At 36.8% G+C, this 21,605-nt stretch carries 22 protein-coding genes; 17 read left to right on the forward strand and 5 right to left on the reverse strand.

Translation table 11 applies throughout. From position 1 onward, the window contains the following. Positions 1-140: 140 nt before the first annotated feature. The 4 genes from KI343_RS06460 to KI343_RS06475 form a co-directional block, all read right to left on the reverse strand. A complete protein-coding gene (locus tag KI343_RS06460) occupies positions 141-338 on the reverse strand; it encodes a DUF1648 domain-containing protein (protein WP_244856765.1) in 198 nt (65 codons plus the stop codon). A 12-nt stretch (positions 339-350) separates the two neighbouring features. Beyond that, complete coding sequence (locus KI343_RS06465; RefSeq protein ID WP_212925626.1) at positions 351-1,913, reverse strand: hypothetical protein; 1,563 nt, start codon at positions 1,911-1,913, stop codon at positions 351-353. Further along, positions 1,885-2,616 (reverse strand): ABC transporter ATP-binding protein, encoded by a 732-nt coding sequence (locus KI343_RS06470; RefSeq protein ID WP_212925627.1) that lies wholly within the window; start codon positions 2,614-2,616, stop codon positions 1,885-1,887. Before KI343_RS06470 ends, KI343_RS06465 begins: the two co-directional genes overlap by 29 nt. Before the next feature lie 68 nt (positions 2,617-2,684). After that, a complete protein-coding gene (locus KI343_RS06475; protein ID WP_212925628.1) occupies positions 2,685-3,305 on the reverse strand; it encodes a TetR/AcrR family transcriptional regulator in 621 nt (206 codons plus the stop codon). 514 nt (positions 3,306-3,819) lie between these two features. On the opposite strand from KI343_RS06475, the gene KI343_RS06480 reads away from it, so the two are divergent. Both KI343_RS06480 and cyoE read left to right on the forward strand, forming a co-directional pair. After that, entirely contained in the window at positions 3,820-4,266 is a 447-nt protein-coding gene (locus KI343_RS06480) for a DUF4064 domain-containing protein (RefSeq protein ID WP_212925629.1), read from the forward strand. A 491-nt stretch (positions 4,267-4,757) separates the two neighbouring features. Beyond that, positions 4,758-5,675 (forward strand): heme o synthase, encoded by a 918-nt coding sequence (cyoE, locus tag KI343_RS06485; protein ID WP_212925773.1) that lies wholly within the window; start codon positions 4,758-4,760, stop codon positions 5,673-5,675. A gap of 600 nt (positions 5,676-6,275) precedes the next feature. Here the strand turns inward: cyoE and KI343_RS06490 are convergent. Next, entirely contained in the window at positions 6,276-7,190 is a 915-nt protein-coding gene (locus tag KI343_RS06490) for a LysR family transcriptional regulator (protein ID WP_212925630.1), read from the reverse strand. 420 nt (positions 7,191-7,610) lie between these two features. Between KI343_RS06490 and hpaB the strand changes: the two genes are divergently transcribed. The 15 genes from hpaB to KI343_RS06565 all read left to right on the forward strand — a co-directional run bounded on the left by hpaB (position 7,611) and on the right by KI343_RS06565 (position 21,601). Next, positions 7,611-9,092, forward strand: a complete 1,482-nt coding sequence (gene hpaB, locus KI343_RS06495; RefSeq protein WP_212925631.1) for a 4-hydroxyphenylacetate 3-monooxygenase, oxygenase component — start codon at positions 7,611-7,613, stop codon at positions 9,090-9,092. Positions 9,093-9,186: 94 nt separating this feature from the next. Then, positions 9,187-10,017 carry an FAD synthetase family protein gene (locus KI343_RS06500; RefSeq protein WP_212925632.1) on the forward strand — a complete coding sequence of 277 codons (831 nt, stop codon included), beginning with the start codon at positions 9,187-9,189 and terminating at the stop codon, positions 10,015-10,017. Between the two features lie 21 nt (positions 10,018-10,038). After that, entirely contained in the window at positions 10,039-10,515 is a 477-nt protein-coding gene (locus tag KI343_RS06505; protein ID WP_212925633.1) for a flavin reductase family protein, read from the forward strand. A 443-nt stretch (positions 10,516-10,958) separates the two neighbouring features. Then, positions 10,959-12,476, forward strand: coding sequence for a 5-carboxymethyl-2-hydroxymuconate semialdehyde dehydrogenase (hpaE, locus tag KI343_RS06510; RefSeq protein ID WP_244856798.1), 1,518 nt, complete (start codon positions 10,959-10,961; stop codon positions 12,474-12,476). 27 nt (positions 12,477-12,503) lie between these two features. Next, positions 12,504-13,487 carry a 3,4-dihydroxyphenylacetate 2,3-dioxygenase gene (gene hpaD / locus KI343_RS06515; protein WP_212925635.1) on the forward strand — a complete coding sequence of 328 codons (984 nt, stop codon included), beginning with the start codon at positions 12,504-12,506 and terminating at the stop codon, positions 13,485-13,487. Between the two features lie 35 nt (positions 13,488-13,522). Continuing rightward, positions 13,523-14,452, forward strand: coding sequence for a 2,4-dihydroxyhept-2-ene-1,7-dioic acid aldolase (hpaI, locus tag KI343_RS06520; RefSeq protein WP_212925636.1), 930 nt, complete (start codon positions 13,523-13,525; stop codon positions 14,450-14,452). Positions 14,453-14,568: 116 nt separating this feature from the next. Next, positions 14,569-15,360 carry a fumarylacetoacetate hydrolase family protein gene (locus KI343_RS06525; protein ID WP_212925637.1) on the forward strand — a complete coding sequence of 264 codons (792 nt, stop codon included), beginning with the start codon at positions 14,569-14,571 and terminating at the stop codon, positions 15,358-15,360. Continuing rightward, entirely contained in the window at positions 15,357-16,118 is a 762-nt protein-coding gene (locus KI343_RS06530) for a fumarylacetoacetate hydrolase family protein (RefSeq protein WP_212925638.1), read from the forward strand. Before KI343_RS06525 ends, KI343_RS06530 begins: the two co-directional genes overlap by 4 nt. A gap of 136 nt (positions 16,119-16,254) precedes the next feature. Then, positions 16,255-16,638: a 5-carboxymethyl-2-hydroxymuconate Delta-isomerase gene (locus KI343_RS06535; protein WP_212925639.1), complete on the forward strand. Its 384-nt coding sequence runs from the start codon at positions 16,255-16,257 to the stop codon at positions 16,636-16,638. Positions 16,639-16,646: 8 nt separating this feature from the next. Continuing rightward, positions 16,647-16,802, forward strand: a complete 156-nt coding sequence (locus tag KI343_RS06540; RefSeq protein ID WP_212925640.1) for a hypothetical protein — start codon at positions 16,647-16,649, stop codon at positions 16,800-16,802. 50 nt (positions 16,803-16,852) lie between these two features. Further along, a complete protein-coding gene (locus tag KI343_RS06545) occupies positions 16,853-17,932 on the forward strand; it encodes a TRAP transporter substrate-binding protein (protein ID WP_212925641.1) in 1,080 nt (359 codons plus the stop codon). A 1-nt stretch (position 17,933) separates the two neighbouring features. Continuing rightward, positions 17,934-18,410, forward strand: coding sequence for a TRAP transporter small permease (locus KI343_RS06550; RefSeq protein WP_212925642.1), 477 nt, complete (start codon positions 17,934-17,936; stop codon positions 18,408-18,410). Continuing rightward, positions 18,410-19,714 (forward strand): TRAP transporter large permease, encoded by a 1,305-nt coding sequence (locus tag KI343_RS06555; RefSeq protein WP_212925643.1) that lies wholly within the window; start codon positions 18,410-18,412, stop codon positions 19,712-19,714. The genes KI343_RS06550 and KI343_RS06555 overlap by 1 nt, the downstream gene beginning before the upstream one ends. Positions 19,715-20,376: 662 nt before the next feature. Then, positions 20,377-21,018, forward strand: a complete 642-nt coding sequence (locus tag KI343_RS06560) for a GntR family transcriptional regulator (RefSeq protein WP_212925644.1) — start codon at positions 20,377-20,379, stop codon at positions 21,016-21,018. A 175-nt stretch (positions 21,019-21,193) separates the two neighbouring features. Then, positions 21,194-21,601 carry a thioesterase family protein gene (locus tag KI343_RS06565; protein WP_212925645.1) on the forward strand — a complete coding sequence of 136 codons (408 nt, stop codon included), beginning with the start codon at positions 21,194-21,196 and terminating at the stop codon, positions 21,599-21,601. Positions 21,602-21,605 lie beyond the last annotated feature (4 nt).

Here is a 21,605-nt window from a genome sequence, read left to right on the forward strand (position 1 = left end):
TTATCAGAAGGTATCCTTTTTTTGTACATTTATTTTATTTTTTAATCAAATTAAAAAAGTGACTTCCTACTTATCTTTGTAGAAAGTCACTTTTCTGTTTTTACTGGGTTTTGTCCCAGCCTCTTTTACATATAGAAGTACTAGTGCTTCTTTCCCCTAGAATATTTCCAGTAAATAGAGTAGGGAATAATAACACCGAATAGAAGAAAATATCTATTAACTACGATATCTGCTTCTCCCTTCCAATTAAAATGAATCGGGATGGAATTGGGCAGGAATAATATTGCGATAAATAAAATAAACAGTATAATAAAAAATACAAGGACATCTTTTTTCATAAGCATTCTCCTCTACACCAATTTGATGGAACAAGTTCGTTGATAACAACCAATGGATAAAACGATTAAGATAATTGAATTAGCCAGGTAAATAACAGATATCGGCAAAATATCAAATAGTATAAGTACAAATGGCGACAACAGCATTGCCATTCCGGTAAAAGCAGATATCAAAACAGGCGGGCTTTGTTTGACAATATACATATCATTTTTCCAACTGAAATAGGGATAAGAAAAATTCAGCATTAAACCGAATGTAGAAATGAAAGCTGAATAGCTTAAAGGAATAATTACGGCCCAAATCATCTGTTCCACATTTGGAGAGAGTCTGATTGAAAAAGCAAGAATACTAATGAAAAAACCAATAAAGTGCAGCGAAAACGTACAGGCTAATTTTGCTTGAATCACATGTTTTTGCTTCATAGGCAGGGTTTTTAAAATCCAGATTTTATTTCCTTCCATTGATAAAGCAGCGGTTGACGGGTTACTTAACAAAAGCATTGCTGCAATAAACATTGGATATCCATTTTTTATCGTCTCTATGGAAAATGGCAATGATAGAGCTGAAGTCAATTTTTCCATTCCGAAGAGAAGTATTGCCGTATTAAAGAAAATTAGGACCACAATACCTAGTGTGGAATTTAGCAAGTAGTTGTACGAGCTAAATAAAGTTGAAAATTCTTTTTGCCATATTGCAAACCGAACGTTCCTTTGCTTGATGGATTGCTGCTTAGCGTTAGTTTTACTCGTTAAAGCAATCAGCAGAAGGTGAAGATTCCGGTAGTATTTACTCCCAATATGAATCAGAGCGACGAGCAAGAAGCAGCTAATAAAAAGAAAAGTAAAGATCGGGAGAATATGCTGGCTGTTATGAAACTGCAATAAGACCGATGGTAGGTAAATAGTTGTAATCTGACTGTATAGCATTGTATGCATGTCCTGCATCTGGGCGGATTGGTTAGAATGCGTGATAACAAAATAACTAAAAAGACCTAAAAGTATGAAAGAAAATAAGACAGCAATCAGATTCATATGCTGAAAATAAGCAGCAAGCCGATAGACAAAACCCCCAAAAATCACCCCAACGCAAATAGGGATAACCGGTGTGATCAGGGATACCATACAAAATAGGATGATCCAAATGGGTGATAATGCTGCAAGTGGTGCCCAGACCAGTAATGCAGGAATGGTAAAAAGAAAGCTGATCAGTAAGTTAAAAAAATATAAGTGAAGAAGTTTACTTATAAATATTTCCTTTTCGCTGATAGGATAGGTAGATAGCTGTTCAAAATCGCTATTTCCAAAAATCGTTCCATTCGCTCGTAAAAGCGATAAGAAAATCATCATTATGCTGGAAACAGAAAGCATATAGGTTGGTATCAACGCTGCTTCTCCAAGATTCGCCAGTGATTGAGCGGTGATTGCATTATAAACGAGTAGGAGTATCCCCATTAGAAGCACAACGATAGCTGTTAATTTAGCCACGTTATTCTGTTTGCCGGACCGAAACAAATGATTGATATGGAGGCTGCTCCACAGGTCATTTTTAAATAATATCCATATTTTTTGATTCATAACGAACCTCCATAAAAATTTCTTCTAAGCTTTTCAAACCGACAACATCCTCCATAAACCCGTTTTTGACAAGCTTCCCTTTATGGATAATTGCTACTTTATTGCATAGCCTTTCAGCAACTTCCAATACATGCGTTGAAAAGAAGACAATTCCTCCATTTTTCGCATGCGATTGCATTATCTTTTTTAATTCAAAAGAGGCAGTTGGATCTAGACCGACAAATGGTTCATCTAAAATAAATAATTTCGGTTTATGAACCAAGGCAGCAATTAATGCAGTCCGTTGTTTCATACCATGGGAGTAAGAAGCAATACGGTTATTCAGCTTGCTTGTCATTTCGAAAATGGTACTGTATTTTTTTAGACGCCGTTTACGATCCGGCAGGGGAACCTCGAAAATATCAGCAATAAAGTTGATATACTGCAGACCAGTTAAATGCTCATAAAGATTCGGATTGTCAGGGATAAATGCCATTCTTAGTTTACAGAGGACGGGGTCGGATTTCATCGAATAACCGTCTATCCAAATTTCACCTTCCTCAAAAGGATGAATGCCAACAATCGATTTGATGGTCGTGGACTTACCAGCTCCATTTGACCCGATAAATCCGTAAATATCTCCGCTCTGAATATGGAGATTAATATCTGTTATAGCCCTTGTTCCATCTTCATAAATTTTGGTCACATGATTAAGTTTTAGCATATATTTCCTCCTATTGACAAATTGTCAGTTGTAGTGATGAAAGAAACCAATGAAATAATATCCATTGGTTATCCATCCAATATGGATTCTTCTATTCCCAGAGATTTTGATAATAGTCTCTTGAATGCTTGTAAATAAATCATCATTTTTTCCATGCTCATATGACGGAGTTTGATATCGTTGGAAACAAAAACATATCCCGTAACTAAGAATTGAGCGGTCTCATAAGGATGTTCTACTTGAAAAAGGTTCTGTTTTTTTCCTTCTTCAATAATTTGTGTTAGTAACGGGAGCAGTTTTTCAATCAATTTATGATAAAAGCGATCCATCATATACCTGTTCTCTTCTAGCTGAACGGTTTCTTGCAGCGTAATTGTTTCTTCTGTAACAGTTTCTTCCTGGATAATCGTTGTTTGTAGGAATTGTTGTAATTTCTCTACTGGGTTAAGTGTGTTATCTTCTGTAATTTTTTCCATTTGAGCGATTAATGGATTAACGGATCTGTCAACTAAGATATAGAGTATCTCTTCTTTATTTTTAAAGTGATAATAAAGCAGGCCGCGGGAAATGCCAACCTCGTTAATAATATCCTGTGTCGTCGTTTGCAAGTAACCTTTTTCCATAAATAATTTCATAGAAGCATCTAAGATTTCTGCTTTTCGGATTTCAGGTAATTTTACATCGCGCATCCAGCATCCCTCCTTCCATAAAGCAAGTATATACTCGCCACTGACAAAGTGTCAATTGATTTTGAGTCTAAATCTTATTATTCAGAAATAGAAGAATGATTTAGGGGGTAAAAAGCCTGCCAAAGAAGATAGCAGCAGTGATCGTAAAATTATTCTGCATCATGATCAACCTTCTTTTGGTAATGGTTTGTATGAATGGATTATTTCCTGGGGAATAATCCATCACTAATATATAAAAGAAATTTTGTCTGGAATTGGTGGGGGAATAAGAAGAATACACATTTGAGGGGAGTTTTTTACCATATTTTGTAATATGTTCTTCTCCCTTTTTTACAGCAGCTTCGTATCTCAAACTTTAGTAATGAAGAAGGGAGTAAGATATATTTTAAATTGACGGAAAATGGTTATCTTGCTTGAATCCTTTTTATTTTATCTATTTTTGATTTACTATATGGAGAGGGGAGGTTAGCTATTCCTATTTAATGACATGTGAAACGATGAGGAGGGGAGCATTTTGGAAATAAAGGAAATAAAATATACAGTAAGCATTATACTTATTGTAATCGGGCTATTATCATTCGGGGTTTTAGCCATGAACTCCTACAGCATGCTTGATAATCTGGAAACTGATGAGGAGTTTAAAGGATACATAGAGGATACACTTGAAAATGCAGGTGATAAAACTCGCAGTGCAACAATGGAGGAACAGATTGATTTTTTTAGTAATAGCGTGCTATTTATTATTACTATATCTGTCATTTGTGTACTTTTAGGTATGATGGCAATCATCTTTCTAAGCAAACGGAAAAAAGTAAAATTAGTTGGTATTCTATTAACCGTGATAGCTGTTTTAAGTACGGTTTTAACGCTCGGTTTAGGAGTAATAGCTAGTATAGCCTATCTTATTGCAGGAGTTATCACTTTACTTAAACATCGTAAAGCACAGAAAGTTGTCGGATAGAGTAAAAAAACCACACCAATTTGAAGCTTTAGTTGCTTTTATTATGTCCGATAAAAATGCAGAAAAACACCCCCATATGCTTGATAGGAGTGAAGGGGTTAACAACCTGAATAGCGCTATTCCTCTTAACGGGTTAGACCTATTGTGGCCGTTTCCATGTTACAGTATGGGAACGGTCTTTATTATTATAGGATTATTTCGTTATAATAGACAATCAATTGAGGCTCCTTTAATTGCAGACCAGGAAGCGAAAATAAAATTCTGTCACGCCAGGATTTTAAACCGTAAAATTATAAAATTGCAAAAAAGCGTTCTATTAATGTTCACAATTTCAGCTAATAAAACCTTCTATACAAACTGATTAACTGGAAATAAAATAGTGTATAGTATATATTTTTCTTAGTGCTTAAGATTTTATCACTTGCAAGCTCTTCATTTTAATCTAGATGAAAGTTTGGTGAATGATGGAGAAAAAGGAGATTGGATTAGAAATGGCAGAAGTAAACAATGGGCAAGATCAAAAAAAGCCTTTGTCTAAAATTCTTTCCCAAACAGTCAAGACAGGTATTATACGTTCTAACCTGATTCCTATGTTTGCGGGACTCACATTATCTTTATATACTTATCAAATTAGTATTTTCGAGAAGCTGCCAGAAATCCTGTTTGCGTTTTTAGGTTCTATTTTCGTGATAGGAGCAGCTGGAGCTTTTAATAATTTATATGATCGAGATATTGATGCGATTATGAAAAGAACACAGGGAAGACCCACCGTTACAGGTGAAATCAAGCCTAAAACAGTTTTATGGCTTGCTATTTTTATGGCTGTCGCCGGTATTATTTTATTGACCTTAACTACACCGCTAGCCGGATTCTTAGGTTTTCTCGGATTATTCTTTTATGTGGTTCCTTATACAATGTGGAGTAAGCGGAGAACGGTCTACAACACAGAGATTGGCAGTATCTCTGGGGCAATGCCGCCTTTAATCGGATGGGCAGCTATGTATCCGGATATTACGCATCCGGCCATTCTTGGACTTTTTGTGATTACGATTATTTGGCAAATGCCGCATTTTTATGCGATATCGATTCGGAAGCATGAAGAATATAAGGCTGCAGGAGTTCCGATGCTTCCAGTTGTAAAAGGAGTCAGACGGACATATATCCAGACAAATATCTATTTAGTTATCATGGTTGGGATCAGCTTTTTATTCAGTTCATTGAGTATTGGGTTGATGCTCGTAGCACTTCTGATGAGTATCATCTGGCTGCTATTAAGTGTTTTTGGCTATAAACGTATGGATTCGGAAAAATGGGCGAAATCCATGTTTATCTATTCCTTAATTCATATGACGGTTGTTTTTTCAACAGTGATTATTTATTCACTGATGGGGATTATTTTTAAGTTGTAATGTAGGGAAAGACTTGAGATGAGCCATCATAGTAAGAAATAGAATAGAAGGATTAGCATTAAATTGAAATAAGTTAACAGAGCATTTGTTATATACTTAGTATATGATAAATGCTCTTTTTTTTATTGCATAGGAAATTATAGAATTATTTCCTGGTGGATAACTAATTATAGAAAATAGCCGTGTCCAGCTCCGAGCGCCAAACTTTAGAGATTTCCCGTCACGCCCTACGATAAAGAAGACTTGGCGACTGACAAGCCGATAGGCGCAGGCAGAGCCATAGTCGCACTTATGCCCGTGGTGAAAAGAAGACTTGGCGACTGACAAGCCGGTAGGCGCAGGCAGAGCCGTAGTCGCGCTTATGCCCGTGGTGAAAGTCAACATCGGTTCGTTACCTCACCGTGTTTCCTTTATCTCAGTTGTGCCACTCCAATCTCTACGTTTTTAAACAGGCGCTCTGCGCTTTTGTTCTTGATCATATCTATTTTTACTCGCCCTACCGAAGACCATTACGCTTTCCTGTAGGAACCTCCGTGTTTTTGCTCTTACTCGTTTCAACCATTGATTTTGGTGTTGCCCCATTTAAAGAAGGGCCATATGCTAATCTGTTTTAACGTGATGCTCAACTGTGTCATCCCAATTATGAAATAGCTCGATAAAATGTTTTGCACTTTTTGAAAGGTAACGATCTTTCAGCCAAATGATAGATGATCTAGAAATAAGAGTGCCATCTTTAATGGCTAGACTAGTTATTCCACTAAGATTCACTTTTTTCAATGTAGACTCAGGCACAATAGAGGCGCCCACTTCTTTACTAACTAGTTCTAATATCATATCCACATCGGGACAGACCGTAACAATATTAGGGTTTAGTGTATGTTTTTTAAATTTATTAAGAATCAGTTCGTATTGACCAATTCCACTTATTCTGCGCAATAACAATAATGGTAATTCTGCTAGCTTCTCCATGGTTATAGTAGCAGTGTTGTAAGGCGTAGCCCATTTGGCTGGTAGAACAGCAACATAATTTTCATCAGGTAGGAAATAGCTAGAAAACGCATCCATTTCTAATGGTAAGCGAATAATGGCTAAATCAATTTCCCGATTTTTGAGGTCTTCGGCAAGGAGGTAGGAATCACCTTCCCTTAATTCAAATGTAACGTCTGGGTATTTTTCCCGAAATACTTTCATACGGTCGGGAATATGGGAAAAAGCTGATTTAACACATCCAATGGAAAGATTACCCTTTAAGCCTTCACCTGTCTCCCTTACTTCTGTAATCGTTTCCTCTAAATAATTGAAAAAATGGTTTGCCTTGTTGTACAGCACTTTACCCGCTGTGGTTAACTCTATTTTTCTTCCGTTTCTTTCAAGCAATGTAACACCAAGTTCTTTTTCTAAGGCTTTTAAACTTTGGCTTAATGGTGGTTGGGCCATATGAAGTTTATTGGCGGCTTTTGTAATTTGCCCCTCAGTTGCGATTGTATAGAAGTACCGCAATTGTCTCATATCCATTCTCTTCACACTCCTGATCGCACATATTTATATATGAAAAGCATAAACCAGATATTAATTTTATAATAGTATAAAATTCACAAAAAGTCAGAAACTAAATTTAAATGCATATTGAGAAGTCAACTAAACTACTAATACACGGCTCTAGCATACCTGTGAAAACTGCTTTAATAATATATGAACATATATTGATATATATAATATATATACAAAACAAATAAAATAGATATTTTAAATATATTTATTTTCATGGTATTATACAAACAAGATCGAATTATTGATAAATTTACAATATTTATTCATTGATTATTAATTTTCAATAAAAAGAAGGCTTTATTTTTGCGTTTTAATGAAAGCGCATTCAGTTAATTTGGGATTTTCTAGCTATAAAACTAAACAATATTAAAGGAGGATAAGGAAATGCCAGCAAAAACAGGTCAACAGTATATTGATAACTTGAAAAAAGCAAATAACAACGTTTACATTCAAGGGGAAAGAGTAGAAGATGTGACGACACACCCTGCCTTTAAAGGTGCCATTGATTCCATGGCAAAATTATATGATATCCAGCATGAAAAACCGGAAAAAATGCTTTATACTTCACCGACTACAGGTGACAAAGTAGGAAAGACATTTATGGTGCCAGAAACCATTGATCAATTAATTGAACGCCGTGAAGCAATGATGGAATGGCAAGGATTTACAAAAGGGCTAATGGGGCGCGCACCGGACTACCTTAATGCAGAAGTAATGACAATGACAAAAGCGTATGATTTTTATGGGCAGGGAGCCAATCCAGAATTTGCGGATAACGCCAGAAAATATGCGGAATTTGCTCGTGAAAATGACATTAGTTTAACCCATACGCTTATTCACCCACAAGTAAACCGTGCGAAGATTCAGGCGGAACAAAAAGATGCAAACGTTGCATTGCATGTTGTTGAAAAAAATGAAGAAGGTGTTATCGTAGACGGAATCCGCCTACTTGCAACACAAGCCGGAATTACAGATGAAATCTTTGTCTTCCCGTCAACCGTAGTTAAATCAGGAGCAAAGGATGATCCGTATTCATTAGCTTTTGCAATTCCTAATAATACACCAGGATTAAAATACCTGAGCCGAGAATCATTTGATTATGGTAAGAACGCATACGACCATCCAGTTGCATCCAAGTTTGAAGAGGGAGATGCAATCGTATCTTTTGATCATGTGCTTGTGCCATGGGACAGAGTTTTTATTCTTGAAGATTCTGATCTATGTAACCGTGCTTTTGGTGAAACAAATGCAGTTGTGCATATGTCCCATCAAGTAATTGCCAAAGATATTGCGAAAGTAGAGTTTCTGCTAGGGGTTGCTCTAAAATTAATGGATTCCATTGGTATTGATGGTTTTCAACATGTTAAAGACAAAGGTACAGAAATTATGCTGACCCTTGAAAATATGCGCTCTCATCTATATAAAGCAGAACATAATGCGAAACTTGATAAATGGGGAATGATGACTCCGGATTTTGAAGCATTGAATGCAGCTAGAAATTGGTTTCCTCGTGTATACCCGCGGTTGGCAGAAATCTTAAGGATTCTTGGCGCTTCAGGCCTAATGGGAATTCCAACATATAATGATTTTGCAAACGAAGAGATTGGGCCAATCCTAAACAGAGCAATGCAAGGTAAAAACGTAGAAGGATTTGAAAGGGTGCAAATATTCCGTTTGGCATGGGATATGACAATGAGTGCATTTGGAAGTCGCCAAACACATTATGAGTATTACTTCTTTGGGGATCCAATAAAAATGGGGATGGCTTACTTTGACCAATATGATAAAGAAAAATATAAATCAATGGTTGATGATTTTCTTGAAAGCCAAAATATTAAAAAACCAAGTTTTGAACTCGTGAAATAATGATACAATGATGGACTTTAATTAAATAGGTGTTAAGTAATTGTTATCGTAGAAGCTGCAAGATTAAATAAAAAATACGGAAGGGAGGAAGACGATGGAGGTAGTATATTTAACTCATTTGGATGAACAAATAGATCAGGAGCCTCACATTATGGCAATCGGATTTTTTGATGGTATTCATTTAGGACATCAGGCACTTTTAAATCATGCTAAAAAGCTTGCGTATGAAAAAAATGTCTTGTTTACAGCAATGACATTTAGCCCGCATCCGGATGAAGTTATCAGAGGAGATAAAAATCGTAAGTACCTAATGCCGTTGCCGCAGAAAATTAATAGGATGGCAGAAATGGGAGTGGATAAATTATTTGTGATGACGTTTGATCGTACTTTCGCTTCACTCCCACCTGCTGATTTCATCCAAACTTATATTGTTGGTTTAAATGTAAAACATGTGGTAGTTGGTTTTGATTTCACGTTTGGCTTTAAGGCGCAAGGGAATAATGACCTTCTCCGGAGAGAATCAAGAAAAAGTTCTCAGTTTGGTTTATCCGTTATTCCGAAGAAAACCTACCTGCATGAGAAAATAAGTTCCACCCTTATAAAAGAGTTAATTCAAAGGGGGGAATTGGATCTAGTACCCTATTATTTAGGCGCTAACTATGAAGTGGAAGTTAATATATTGGATTACAGTACGAATGGAAATATAGTGGTGCAGCCGAATCACAAATCGTTATTACCAGCTCCGGGGATTTATAATGTGGAAGTTATCCAAGGAGAAAAACGATTATATGGGAAGTTTTATCATCATCCAGAATCCCGAACCGAAAATGAGCTGGAATTAAATGAACCGCTTTATGAATTGGATAAAACTTGTTCTATTGCCTTTATGAGCGAAGTTAGAACTGCGCGAAGTGTTTCAGTGTAAATAAAAAGGGGGAGTTTCAAAGTGGATAGTAGAGAATTCCGTAATGTGATGGGGAAGTTTGCCACAGGGGTAACAGTTATTACAACAAATGACGGGGAAGATATTCATGGAATGACTGCCAACGCGTTTATGTCTGTTTCATTAGAACCTAAATTGATAACGATTTCAATTGATAATAATGCGAATATGCTTGATAAGATTAAAAGCTCTGGACAGTTTGGGGTAAGTTTCCTATCTGATGAACAGCAAGATATTTCAATGCATTTTGCTGGACAAAAAGAAAAAGAAGGAGCTATCGAATTTGATGAAATGGAAGGAGTTCCGGCAATCAAGGATTCTTTAGCTTCTGTTGTTTGTGATGTAGACCAAACAATTGTCGTAGGAGACCATACGCTATTTATTGGGAAGGTAATTGATCTAAAGTTATCAGATGGTGAACCATTAACCTTCTTCTGCGGCAAGTATGGTGGCTATAGACAGAATGAATATACTGCATAATAAGAGACCTTGGAACAATAAGATAGATTTATTGTGGATAGGAAGCAATTAAAAAAACAAAAGGCTTATAACTAACTATATGAAAACAAAAATTATTGATGTTTCTATGCGCCCGGACAACGAATCGTTATTAATTAGCTAGCGAAAGAATTATCAACAAGTGCAATTCTGATTCACGCCCTTAATAGAATTTGACCTTGGAAGGGAATTTGCCGAATTTAAATTGTTCATTTCATAATCTAACGCATACTAATTGCCCGAATCAATATTTAATGGAAAGCAAGTTAAAACTTAGTTGATTCGTTTAGAGAAGATCAGACTGTCCGGGGACCATTTAACCCTAATTAATAGTGCAATACAGAGTTTTTGTTGAGAATATTTTAAAAATAAAATAAATTGATCGTATGATTGTTGCGGAAAGAAATTTAACAAGGGGAGAGGGTATTGTGACAAATAAACAAGTTGTAACAGATAAACATAGAGATTTAGCTGGTAAACTAAACGATATTAAATTATATATTGATGGTGAATTTGTTAATGCAGAAGAGAATGGTACTTTTGAAAATATCAGTCCTTTTACAAACGAAAAGATAAATAACATTGCTTCGGGTCAGTCAGCAGATATTGATAAAGCAGTAAAAGCTGCAAAGAAAGCTTTTAAAGGCGAATGGGGCCAAATGAAACAAGCTGAGAGACTAAATTACATTTACAAAATTGGAGATTTAATTGAAGAGCATACAGATGAAATCGCTTTCCTTGAATCGTTAGATACAGGGCTGCCAATTAACCAAACAAAGAAGCAAGTATCCCGTTCCGCCAGCAACTTTCGATATTATGCAGATACGGTGAAAAGTCAATTGTACGGAGAAGCCTACCAGGTAGACGATGAATTTATTAACTACTCTATCCGTTCAGCGGTGGGTGTTGCAGGTTTAATCACTCCATGGAATGCACCATTTATGCTAGAAACATGGAAGATTGCGCCTGCACTTGCAACAGGTAATACCGTAATATTAAAACCTGCTGAGTGGTCGCCATTAACTGCTAATCGGATGGCTGAAATCATTGACCAAGCAGGGCTGCCTGATGGCGTATTCAATATTGTTCATGGTTTTGGCGAAACTGCTGGGGACGCTTTAGTAAAACATCCAGTTGTACAATTAATATCTTTTACAGGTGAAACAACGACAGGATCTACAATTATGAAAAATGGTGCGGATACATTGAAAAGATTTTCAATGGAACTTGGCGGTAAATCCCCAATAATTGTATTTGAGGATGCGGATTTGGATAGAGCACTAGATGCTGCTACATGGGGAATATTCTCATTTAACGGTGAACGTTGTACCGCTAACTCACGTTTATACTTGCATGAAGATATTGCCGATCAGTTCATAGAAAAATTAAAAGAACGCGTTGCAAATATTAAAGTTGGTGATCCGTTAGATGAAGAAACACAAGTTGGACCATTGATCCATACAACGCATTATAACAACGTAAAGAATTATCTTGAAATTGCTGCTGAAGAGGGATGTGAAGTGATAAGCGGATATATTCCTGAAGATTTGAACCGTGGAAACTACGTAGCACCAACAATATTAATGAATGCGACGAATGAAATGCGAGTTGTTCAGGAAGAAATTTTTGGACCTGTAATCGCAGTAATGACATTTAGAGATGAAGAAGAAGTGGTTGAAAAAGCAAACGACGTAAGATATGGCCTTGCTGGTTACGTATGGACAAATGATATTAAGCGAGGACATCGCGTTGCTCAAGCAATCGAGTCAGGTATGTTATGGGTGAATTCTCAAAATGTACGTGATTTAAGAACTCCTTTTGGAGGATCCAAACATAGTGGTATTGGCCGTGAAGGTGGATACTATGCATTTGAATTCTACACAGAGACGAAAATTATACATGTATCTATAAATGATCACCATATTCCACAACTTGGGAAATAATACCTTGGAACGAGAGGGGAAACCGGTATGAATTTTGACATTAAGCGTACAGGGCGTGCTGTTTTACATGTGACAGATTTAGAAAAATCAAGAGAGTTTTACAACGCTCTAGGTTTTATTGAAACAGAATCCGACGACGAAAATATTTTCTATCGAGCCATTGAGGACCATAATCATCATTGCCTATGGCTGAAAAAGAAACCAGAAGCAGCTGTTGAAGTAATCAGTTACCGAGTAAGCAGAGAAGAAGATCTTGATGAACTGGAAATATTCTTCCGAAGTCAGGGGACAGAAGTTAAATGGATGGAAAAAGGTTCACAACCAGCGATTGGACGTACAATTCGTATTCAAGATATCAACGGAATTCCTGTTGAATTTTACTATGAAATGGAGAAAGTAGACCGTATGTTGCAACGCTTTGATATTCATGTAGGTGCCAAAGTACAACGTATCGATCATTTCAATTGTGCAGTATCAGATGTACAAAAAGCTTATGACTACTATATAAATGAATTAGGCTTTGCCTGCTCTGAATATACAACAAGTAAAGGGGAGGAAAATATCTGGGCAGCATGGTTACACCGAAAACCAGGTGTACATGACACTGCATTTATGAACAGCGTTGGACCTCGCCTTCATCATATTGGTTTCTGGCTAAAAGACCCAATGAGTTTGATTGATGGATGTGACTATCTCGCAGCAAAAGGGTTAGCTCCGGCGATCGAGCGCGGGCCAGCTCGTCATGGATTGTCTAATGCATTCTTCCTTTACTTAAGGGATCCGGACGGTCATCGTATCGAATTGTATAACGGTGATTATTATACTGGTGATGGTGATTTTGACCCAATCGAATGGGATTTGGATGATCCACAACGTCAAACATTTTGGGGGCATGAGGCGCCGGACAGCTGGTTTGAGGAAGCTTCTACTGTTCTTAATGTCTATACTGGAGAAAAGGTTGAAACGGCCCAACCAACATTAGAAAAAAGAAAGCCACAGAGTATAATTTAACTTTTCATTATATTTATAGGAGGATCTGAAAAGATATGAATAATAGATACGATGACATTAGAAAAAGATTAAGAGGATCGATTGCACCAGTTATCACACCTTTTAAAGAAAATGGTGACATTGACTTTGAAAAACAATCCGAATTAATCGAATATCAGTTGGAAAATGGTACTCACGCTATATCCGTAACCGGTACCTCGGGTGAACCTAGCTCACTTACAACCGAAGAACGTGTTCAAGTCATGGAAAATGCAATTAAAACAATTAATGGACGTGTACCATTCGCCCCGGGAACCGGATCTGTAAACCATGATGAAACATTGTACCTAACGAAAAAGGCAGAAGAAATGGGCGCTGACGCAGCAATGGTTATTGTTCCTTACTATAATAAACCGAACCAGGAGGCATTATACGATCATTTTAAAACGGTTGCTGATTCTGTTGAAATTCCAATCATTATTTATAATATACCAGGACGTACCGCTCAGAATATGGAAGTTGAAACAATGGCGCGCTTAGTTAATGATTGTCCTAATATTGTTGGTGCAAAAGAATCAAATAAAGACTTTGAACATGTCAATAGAGTAATGCTTCGCTGTGGAAGGGATTTCTTATTATATTCTGGAATTGAACTGCTTTGCTATCCGATGCTTACTATCGGCGGTGCAGGATCAATTAGTGCGACAGCAAATGTAGAGCCTAAATTAGTTGCTGAAATGCATGATGCGTGGGAAGAAGGAGACTTAGATAGAGCGCTTGATCTTCACTATAAGTTAATGAATTTAAATGATGTTTTATTTAAAGATACAAACCCGGCGCCAGTTAAAGCTGCACTTGGAATGATGGGCAAAATTGAGCCTGTTTTACGTAAGCCAATGGGATTGCCATCTGAAGAATTACAAGAAGAAATTCGTGAAACGCTTATTGAATATGGAAAACTTGATAAAGCAGCTTTAAATAGCTAAATAGATAACTAGGAAGAAATTGAATTTAGACCAGTAAGCTACTGGTCTCTTTTTCTTCAAATTTTAATGAAGAGAAGATTACTATTTTTCAATGATTGAACAGGAGTGAGTTGTTAATGAAGCATATTAAATTTAAATATCACGGTATACAGCAGTTAAAGGAAGGATCTTATCAATCTGAAACCGATTTAATTGAAGTGGATGGGAAGCAGTATCGGACAAATGAGCTAACATTTGATGTACCCTTATCTGGGACAATATATGGAACCGCATTAAACTACAAAGGTGCATATGCGAAAGTAGAACCTTTCATGTACGAAGAACCATATAAGGCCCCGCCAAAGGCTCCAATTTTATATATCAAGCCAATGAATACGCATATTGGAAATGGCACCTTCATTCCTTTACCTGACGGATTTGAGGAACTTTCCATTGGAGCAACATTGGGAGTGGTTATAGGAAAAGTGGCTAGAAAGGTCAATAAAGATAATGCACTTGATTATGTAGAGGGTTATACCATAGTAAATGATGTAAGTATTCCACATGAAAGTGTATATCGTCCTGCATATAAAGAGAAGGCAAGAGATGGATTTTGCCCAATTGGCCCATGGATTGTTAACAAACATGCTATAACAAATCCAAATGAGCTGGGCGTTCGCGTTTATATTAATGGAGAATTAAAACAGGAGAACAATACATCTAATTTAATTCGATCTGTAGAACAATTACTTGTCGACGTAACAGACTTTATGACGTTGTATGAAGGAGATACATTATTAGTCGGTATTCCGGAAAATGCGCCAATTGCAAGAGAAAATGATAGTGTCGAGGTAGAAATTGAAGGAATTGGAAAATTAGTAAATAAAGTAATTAATGAGAATGCACTTGTAGGAGGCGGAATCAAATGAAACACGCACGTGTAGCTTATAACGGGTTAATCCAAGATGCAGTGGAAGTGAATAATGGAATAAAACTACATGATGGGCGAATTGTAAAAGAAACGGATGTTACATGGCTACCACCTGTGGAACCTCAAACTGTATTTACACTTGGTTTGAATTTTGCAGATCATGCAGCGGAGCTTTCCTTTAAAGAAGCACCAAAAGATCCCCTCGTATTTCTGAAAGGGCCGAATACGTTTATTGGTCACCGCGGTGAAACATATCGGCCTAGCGATGTTACCTTTATGCATTATGAATGTGAACTCGCTGTAGTAATTGGTAAAACGGCGAAAAATGTCAAAAAAGAAGATGCATATGATTATGTACGTGGCTACACAGTTGCTAATGACTATGCACTCCGTGATTATTTGGAAAATTATTATCGCCCGAATCTCCGTGTGAAAAACCGTGATACCTGCACACCGATTGGTCCATGGCTAGTTGATAAAGAGGATATTGAAGATCCAATGAACTTAAAACTGCGTACGACTGTTAACGGAAAAATCGTCCAAGAAGGCACAACAGCAGATATGATTTTTTCTGTGCCAATACTGATTGAATACTTAAGCGGGTTTATGACATTAAACCCAGGGGATATTATCCTTACAGGGACGCCTAAAGGATCTGTAGATACAAAAGTTGGAGACGAAGTAATTACTGAAATAGAAGGTGTAGGAAAACTAGTCAATACAATCGTAGGGGAAGAAACTTTCCAAGTAAATTAAAAAGTCAGTGCGTGTTCCTGATATAGGGATGTTGTTTTTGTACTTGGATCGGTGAAAGTGAGTATATTTAGGTTTCTAGTACATGAGAACGTATTACTGGGAAATTCTTGATTTATAAGAGGAAAGGACGGAGACGATGCCACATTTGATTATTGAATATACAGATAACCTAAAAGAGGAAACAAATATCCCATTGCTGCTGGAGAAAGTAAATAATGCGCTTCTTTCTCATTCTAATCTAATACCGATAGGCGGACTCCGTTCAAGAGCAATTGAATTAAAAGACTATCGCGTTGCCGATGGTTCTGAGGATGATGCATTTGTTCATGCCACCCTAAAGCTTGGCAGCGGCAGATCCGAGGAAGCTAAAAAGGCTTTGTGCGATGACTTGTTTCAAGCCATCAAGGACCACTTTGCAGATATTTATGAGAAACGCTATTTAGCGCTATCCCTAGAATTATTTGAGTTTACAGCGCCTACTTATAAACTAAATAATATCCACACGCGATATAAAAGGTGATTTGGTTCATGGATCAATCAGACAGATATAAAGCGTTAGTTGGGAAAGCGATGAGTGATTATGATCTTATTGGATGGACAACAGATAAATGGGTTAATCCAGAAAAAGAAGACGAAAACTACTTAAATGATTTCGTATCTTTTTCTATTATGCTGAAAAAATAGAATAGAAGTTGGTGGTTGCTGTTTAATTAAAAATACGTGGGGGAGAGATAATGATAAAAAGCTATCTTAGAAAAAATATTCCAATTGCTGTATTTATACTTTTCGTTTTCTTTATGGCAGCTTGTGACCATAAGCAGGCATCTTCACAAACGGATGAATCAAATCAACTTCACAATTTGATTGTTTCTCACTTCCAACCGGGAAACCATCCAATTCAAACAAAAATTTTGGAAGGGTTTGCAGAAGACTTGCATAAACAAACGGATGGAAGAATCAGCATGGAGTTTTATCCGTCCAATACACTTGGTGATGCAGGATCGCAATATGATATGGCAGTAACAAGAGAAGCGGATATTGCCTTAAGTGTTTATGGCTATTCACCGGGCAGGTTTCCACTTGTAACAGTAATGGAAATGCCTTTTTTAGCAGAGTCCGCTGCGCATGCCTCGGAAATTTTGATGACATTATACGAAGAGTTTCCAGAAATGCAGGAAGAACATGCTGATACACATCCATTGTTTCTTTTTTCTGCTGAACCTGCTCAAATTATAAGCAGAGATTTTAAAATTCAAACCCCAGACGATATGAAAGGTCTGCGCGTGCGCTCACCATCCCCGCTTGCCAACCATATCATAGAAGCTTTAGGGGCAACACCGGTATCAATGCCGATGGGGGACGTTTATGAATCCCTTGAAAGAGGTGTTATTGATGCTGCAATGGTTCCCTTTGAGGCCATTAATAACTACAGCTTTCATGAGGTGACAAACTATATTACCATTGGTAATTTTTCTGCTACGCCGTTCTTCAGTGTAATGAATCAAAAGACATACGACAGCTTTCGTGATTCGGACCAAAAAGTGTTAGATCAATTGACTGGAATAGAATTGGCGAAAGAAGCAGGGAGTATTTATGATGCAGACGGTGAAATTGGTTTAGAAATTGCAAAGGAGACTGGGGCAGAGGTAATTAAATTAGAAGGCGATTTATTAAAGCCTTGGCAAGAAGCACTGGAACCAGTTGTGGATACGTGGATTGAAGAAAGAGAAAAAGAAGGATATGATGCGCAAAAATTATATGACCGTGCGATGGAACTAAAAGAAGAATTAAGCGAGGGCGGAAAGGAGTATTAATGTGGAAAGTGTGATAACGAAAATAAACAACGGGCTGCAATTTGTAGCCCAGGCAGTTTTGATTATAATGGTATTCTTAATCACATTTGATGTCATTGGCAGGTGGATTTTTAATCAACCAATTACCGGTGCTGTTGAAGTTACAGAGCTAGGCCTATCAATGATAATATTTTTAAGCATAGGATATACCCATTTAAAAGAAGAGCACGTATCTATCGATTTTGTTGTTGCAAAATTTCCAGTCAGTGTGCAATGGATTATTGAAGGAATTATTAATTTAGTTGTTGCTGCTGTAATGATCCTTATGTCTGTTAGCTTGTTTTGGTATGCTGAACGTTACTTTACTTCAGGGACTGTTACAGGAGATTTAGGGTTGCCAGTCTATATTTTTGCTGGAGTGGCAGGAATAGGGGCAATTGTCTTTGCTTTAACAGGTCTGCTTTTGGCCATAAAATATTTTAGAAAGGTGGGGAAATGATGAGTCCGGAGCTAATTGGTGTATTAGGGGTCATAGCAATAATTATATTATTTTTTGTGAAGATTCCAGTAGCGGTCACGTTAATTATCGTTAGTTTGCTTGGAACGACGGCAATTAGAGGCTGGGATGTCGCTTTTGCCCAACTTGGAAGAACCCCATTTGATACCTCTAGCAACTATTCATTAAGTGTTATTCCACTATTTATTTTAATGGGAATGATTTTGTCCTATACGGGAATTGGAAAGGATCTATATCGTATGGTTGATAGTTGGGTTGGTCACCTGCGGGGCGGCTTAGCGATGGCTACCATTGGAACAGCTGCAATATTCTCATCCATTTCTGGTTCTTTAAATGCGACAACTGCAACCGTTGCAAAAATTGCTTTGCCAGAAATGGAGAAATATAAATATAAACCAGGTTTGTCTACATCCAGTGTTGCCGCAGGTGGAACACTTGGGATATTAATCCCGCCTAGTGTTATATTAATTTTGTATGGAATCCTTACAAGAGAACCTATTGGTGCATTATTAATTTCAGGAATTATTCCTGGTATTTTGCAAATCATTATTTTTATTATTACAGTCTATATACTTGCTCGTAAAGACCCATCCATTGCACCACCAAGAGAAGGAAAAGCGACCAATTTAGAAAGGCTACATACGTTAAAAAATATCTGGCCATTTTTAGGTCTATTTCTTGTGAGCATTGGTGGTATTTATTTAGGTATTTTCACTCCAACAGAAGCGGCTGGGGTAGGTGCTTTTGGTGCTCTTATCTTTGCGTTTATTTCCAGAAAACTTACATGGAAGACTCTAAAAAACGCACTTGAGGAAGCCATTCGTTTGACGGCTTTTATTTTTTTTATTTTGATCGGTGCAAATTTATTTGGACAGTTTCTAGCAATCAGCAGGATCCCCGTGGTGTTTACAAGTTATGTTGGTAATCTTAATATGAACCCATATCTTATTTTAATCGGTATATTAATTGTATTACTGATACTTGGATGTTTCATAGAAAGTTTGGCATTAATTGTCATTACATTGCCAATTTTATATCCAATCATTACTGAACTAGGTTTCAATGGTGTTTGGTTCGGTGTTATTATGATTATGGTTATCAATATTGGTGCATTAACACCTCCCTTGGGGATTAGTGTTTATGTAATTAAAGGGGTGGCTAAAAATATTCCGCTGCAGACAATATTTAAAGGTGTTTTACCAATGATTATTGCTATGATTGTGTGTGTAGGTTTTCTTATTATATTCCCGCAGCTCGTTACAATTTTGCCGGATTTAATGAGATAATTAGATAATATTTTACTTGGTGAATAGATAGAGATCCTACAAGGGATTGATTGATCGTAATTAATAGAAATGGACGTATATAAAGTGTGCATTTCCTGATTTAAATAGGGTTGATATATAAATTCAGTGAAGGGACAGACTGCTGCTTTTGAGATGAGTGGTATTGTCCTTTTTCTTTTGGGATTAAAATATGTATTGGTTCAAAAATGCTTATTTCTCATACGTGCTCCCATCCTAGAGGCTTCAGGTAAATTATTGCAGACTAGTTATACCACTGTTCTTTTTTCTTATATCATTCTCTACTTCCCCTAAAGTAATTTATGCTATAATATTACGGTCGTTACAATTCTATATTACTTATATTTGTATGCGTTTTAAGGTGAAATTAGCCCTGCTAATAATTGTGTTGAAATACTTGAAGCAATCCATATTCGGTAAAAAAGAAAATTGTTGCGAAAATGCGTTTTCGCAACAACGACATCAATCAAAGTTTCACTTTGGAAAATTTTCCCTTCACTGAATGATACTTTACTTAAATGGATTTTTTTTAGTTCTGAGAAGGGAAGTAAAATAGAGGGTTTATCCGTGGAACAAATATACAGTTCTTCCTATTAAATTGCAGGGGAACTATAAGTCAAGTTGAGAAATAAGGAGATGCAATGATGAGTAAAATTGTAAAATCAGAATCACTACATTTACAAGCCTACCATTTAATAAAAGAGTTGATAATGAATGGAGAACTGAAGCCATCCGAACGTGTTGTAGAAGCGAAGATGGCGAGTAAGCTTGGAACTAGCCGTGGGACTGTAAGAGAAGCAATTCGTATGTTAATACAAGATGGTTTATTGCTTTATAATGATGGCTTTGTTCGAGTGTATGAACCAACTGTTGATGATGTTGTTGATATTTTTCAATGCCGGGAAAGCCTAGAAGTTTTGGCCGTTCGTCTCGCTATAAAAAATTTTTCGGATGATATAAAAGAGCAATTGATTGCTAATTTAGAAAAAACGAAAAAAGTGAAACAGGATTCTGCGGAACTTGGCCAACTAGATCAGGAATTCCATACAATAATTATTGAAGCTTCAAATAATGATCAGCTCATAAAATTGCTAGAAGCGATAAAGGTAAAGACTCACTATATGCGTATTAGCATGGTTGGCGGGGAGTTTTATCCTTCGTTTATCGAAGAACACGAAAAGATTTATGAAAAATTGGTAAACAAAAATGAAGAAGAAGCGGCTGATATCATGAGCATTCATATAAAGAACGCGCTTGACGGGGTCTTACTTCATATTAAATCTTAATCCAGTGTGTAATTGGATTAAGATTTTTTTATAGAAAGGCAGTTGACAGTTAACCGTTAACCTAATATAATAAATGTTGACTATTGTCAGAATATTTAAGTCCTTAGAAGTTAATTTTTTTATCGGATTATTGTAAGCGTATACAAAATAGGTGGACTTGAAAGGATGAACCGGGGTGAAGGAAGGATTACAGATTGGAGACACTGCTATTATTCGTGTAGAAGTAACGGAAGATAAGTTTGCTCGGTTTGGGGAAGAAGTTGTTCACCCAACGTACTCTACTGCTTCTATGGTTTATGACATGGAATGGGCATCTAGAAAAGTACTGCTTCCTTTTATTGAGGAAAATGAGGAAAGCGCGGGAGCTGCTGTACAGGTAAAACATATCGCGCCATCTGCGTTGAGAACATTTATTGAGGTGAAGGCTATCGTTAAATCTATCACCAACCGAAAAATAGTAACAGAAGTAGTGGCTAAAAATGAATATGGACTGATTGGCAAAGGAGAAGTGGAGCAGGTGATTTTGCCAAAGGGTACAATGCGAGAGAAACTGGATAGACAAATTCAAATGGAAAGTAAATGAAATG

Source organism: Oceanobacillus sp. J11TS1 (genome assembly GCF_018333215.1).
Classification (GTDB): Bacteria; Bacillota; Bacilli; order Bacillales; family Amphibacillaceae; genus Oceanobacillus.

Excerpts from the sequence above, each read along its gene's own strand:
- KI343_RS06460 (WP_244856765.1), bottom strand. The coding sequence starts at position 338 with ATGAAAAAAGATGTCCTTGTATTTTTTATTATACTGTTTATTTTATTT.
- KI343_RS06465 (WP_212925626.1), bottom strand. The coding sequence starts at position 1,913 with ATGAATCAAAAAATATGGATATTATTTAAAAATGACCTGTGGAGCAGC.
- KI343_RS06470 (WP_212925627.1), bottom strand. The coding sequence starts at position 2,616 with ATGCTAAAACTTAATCATGTGACCAAAATTTATGAAGATGGAACAAGG.
- KI343_RS06475 (WP_212925628.1), bottom strand. The coding sequence starts at position 3,305 with ATGCGCGATGTAAAATTACCTGAAATCCGAAAAGCAGAAATCTTAGAT.
- cyoE (WP_212925773.1), top strand. The coding sequence starts at position 4,758 with ATGGCAGAAGTAAACAATGGGCAAGATCAAAAAAAGCCTTTGTCTAAA.
- KI343_RS06490 (WP_212925630.1), bottom strand. The coding sequence starts at position 7,190 with ATGGATATGAGACAATTGCGGTACTTCTATACAATCGCAACTGAGGGG.
- hpaB (WP_212925631.1), top strand. The coding sequence starts at position 7,611 with ATGCCAGCAAAAACAGGTCAACAGTATATTGATAACTTGAAAAAAGCA.
- KI343_RS06500 (WP_212925632.1), top strand. The coding sequence starts at position 9,187 with ATGGAGGTAGTATATTTAACTCATTTGGATGAACAAATAGATCAGGAG.
- hpaD (WP_212925635.1), top strand. The coding sequence starts at position 12,504 with ATGAATTTTGACATTAAGCGTACAGGGCGTGCTGTTTTACATGTGACA.
- hpaI (WP_212925636.1), top strand. The coding sequence starts at position 13,523 with ATGAATAATAGATACGATGACATTAGAAAAAGATTAAGAGGATCGATT.
- KI343_RS06525 (WP_212925637.1), top strand. The coding sequence starts at position 14,569 with ATGAAGCATATTAAATTTAAATATCACGGTATACAGCAGTTAAAGGAA.
- KI343_RS06530 (WP_212925638.1), top strand. The coding sequence starts at position 15,357 with ATGAAACACGCACGTGTAGCTTATAACGGGTTAATCCAAGATGCAGTG.
- KI343_RS06535 (WP_212925639.1), top strand. The coding sequence starts at position 16,255 with ATGCCACATTTGATTATTGAATATACAGATAACCTAAAAGAGGAAACA.
- KI343_RS06540 (WP_212925640.1), top strand. The coding sequence starts at position 16,647 with ATGGATCAATCAGACAGATATAAAGCGTTAGTTGGGAAAGCGATGAGT.
- KI343_RS06545 (WP_212925641.1), top strand. The coding sequence starts at position 16,853 with ATGATAAAAAGCTATCTTAGAAAAAATATTCCAATTGCTGTATTTATA.
- KI343_RS06555 (WP_212925643.1), top strand. The coding sequence starts at position 18,410 with ATGAGTCCGGAGCTAATTGGTGTATTAGGGGTCATAGCAATAATTATA.
- KI343_RS06560 (WP_212925644.1), top strand. The coding sequence starts at position 20,377 with ATGAGTAAAATTGTAAAATCAGAATCACTACATTTACAAGCCTACCAT.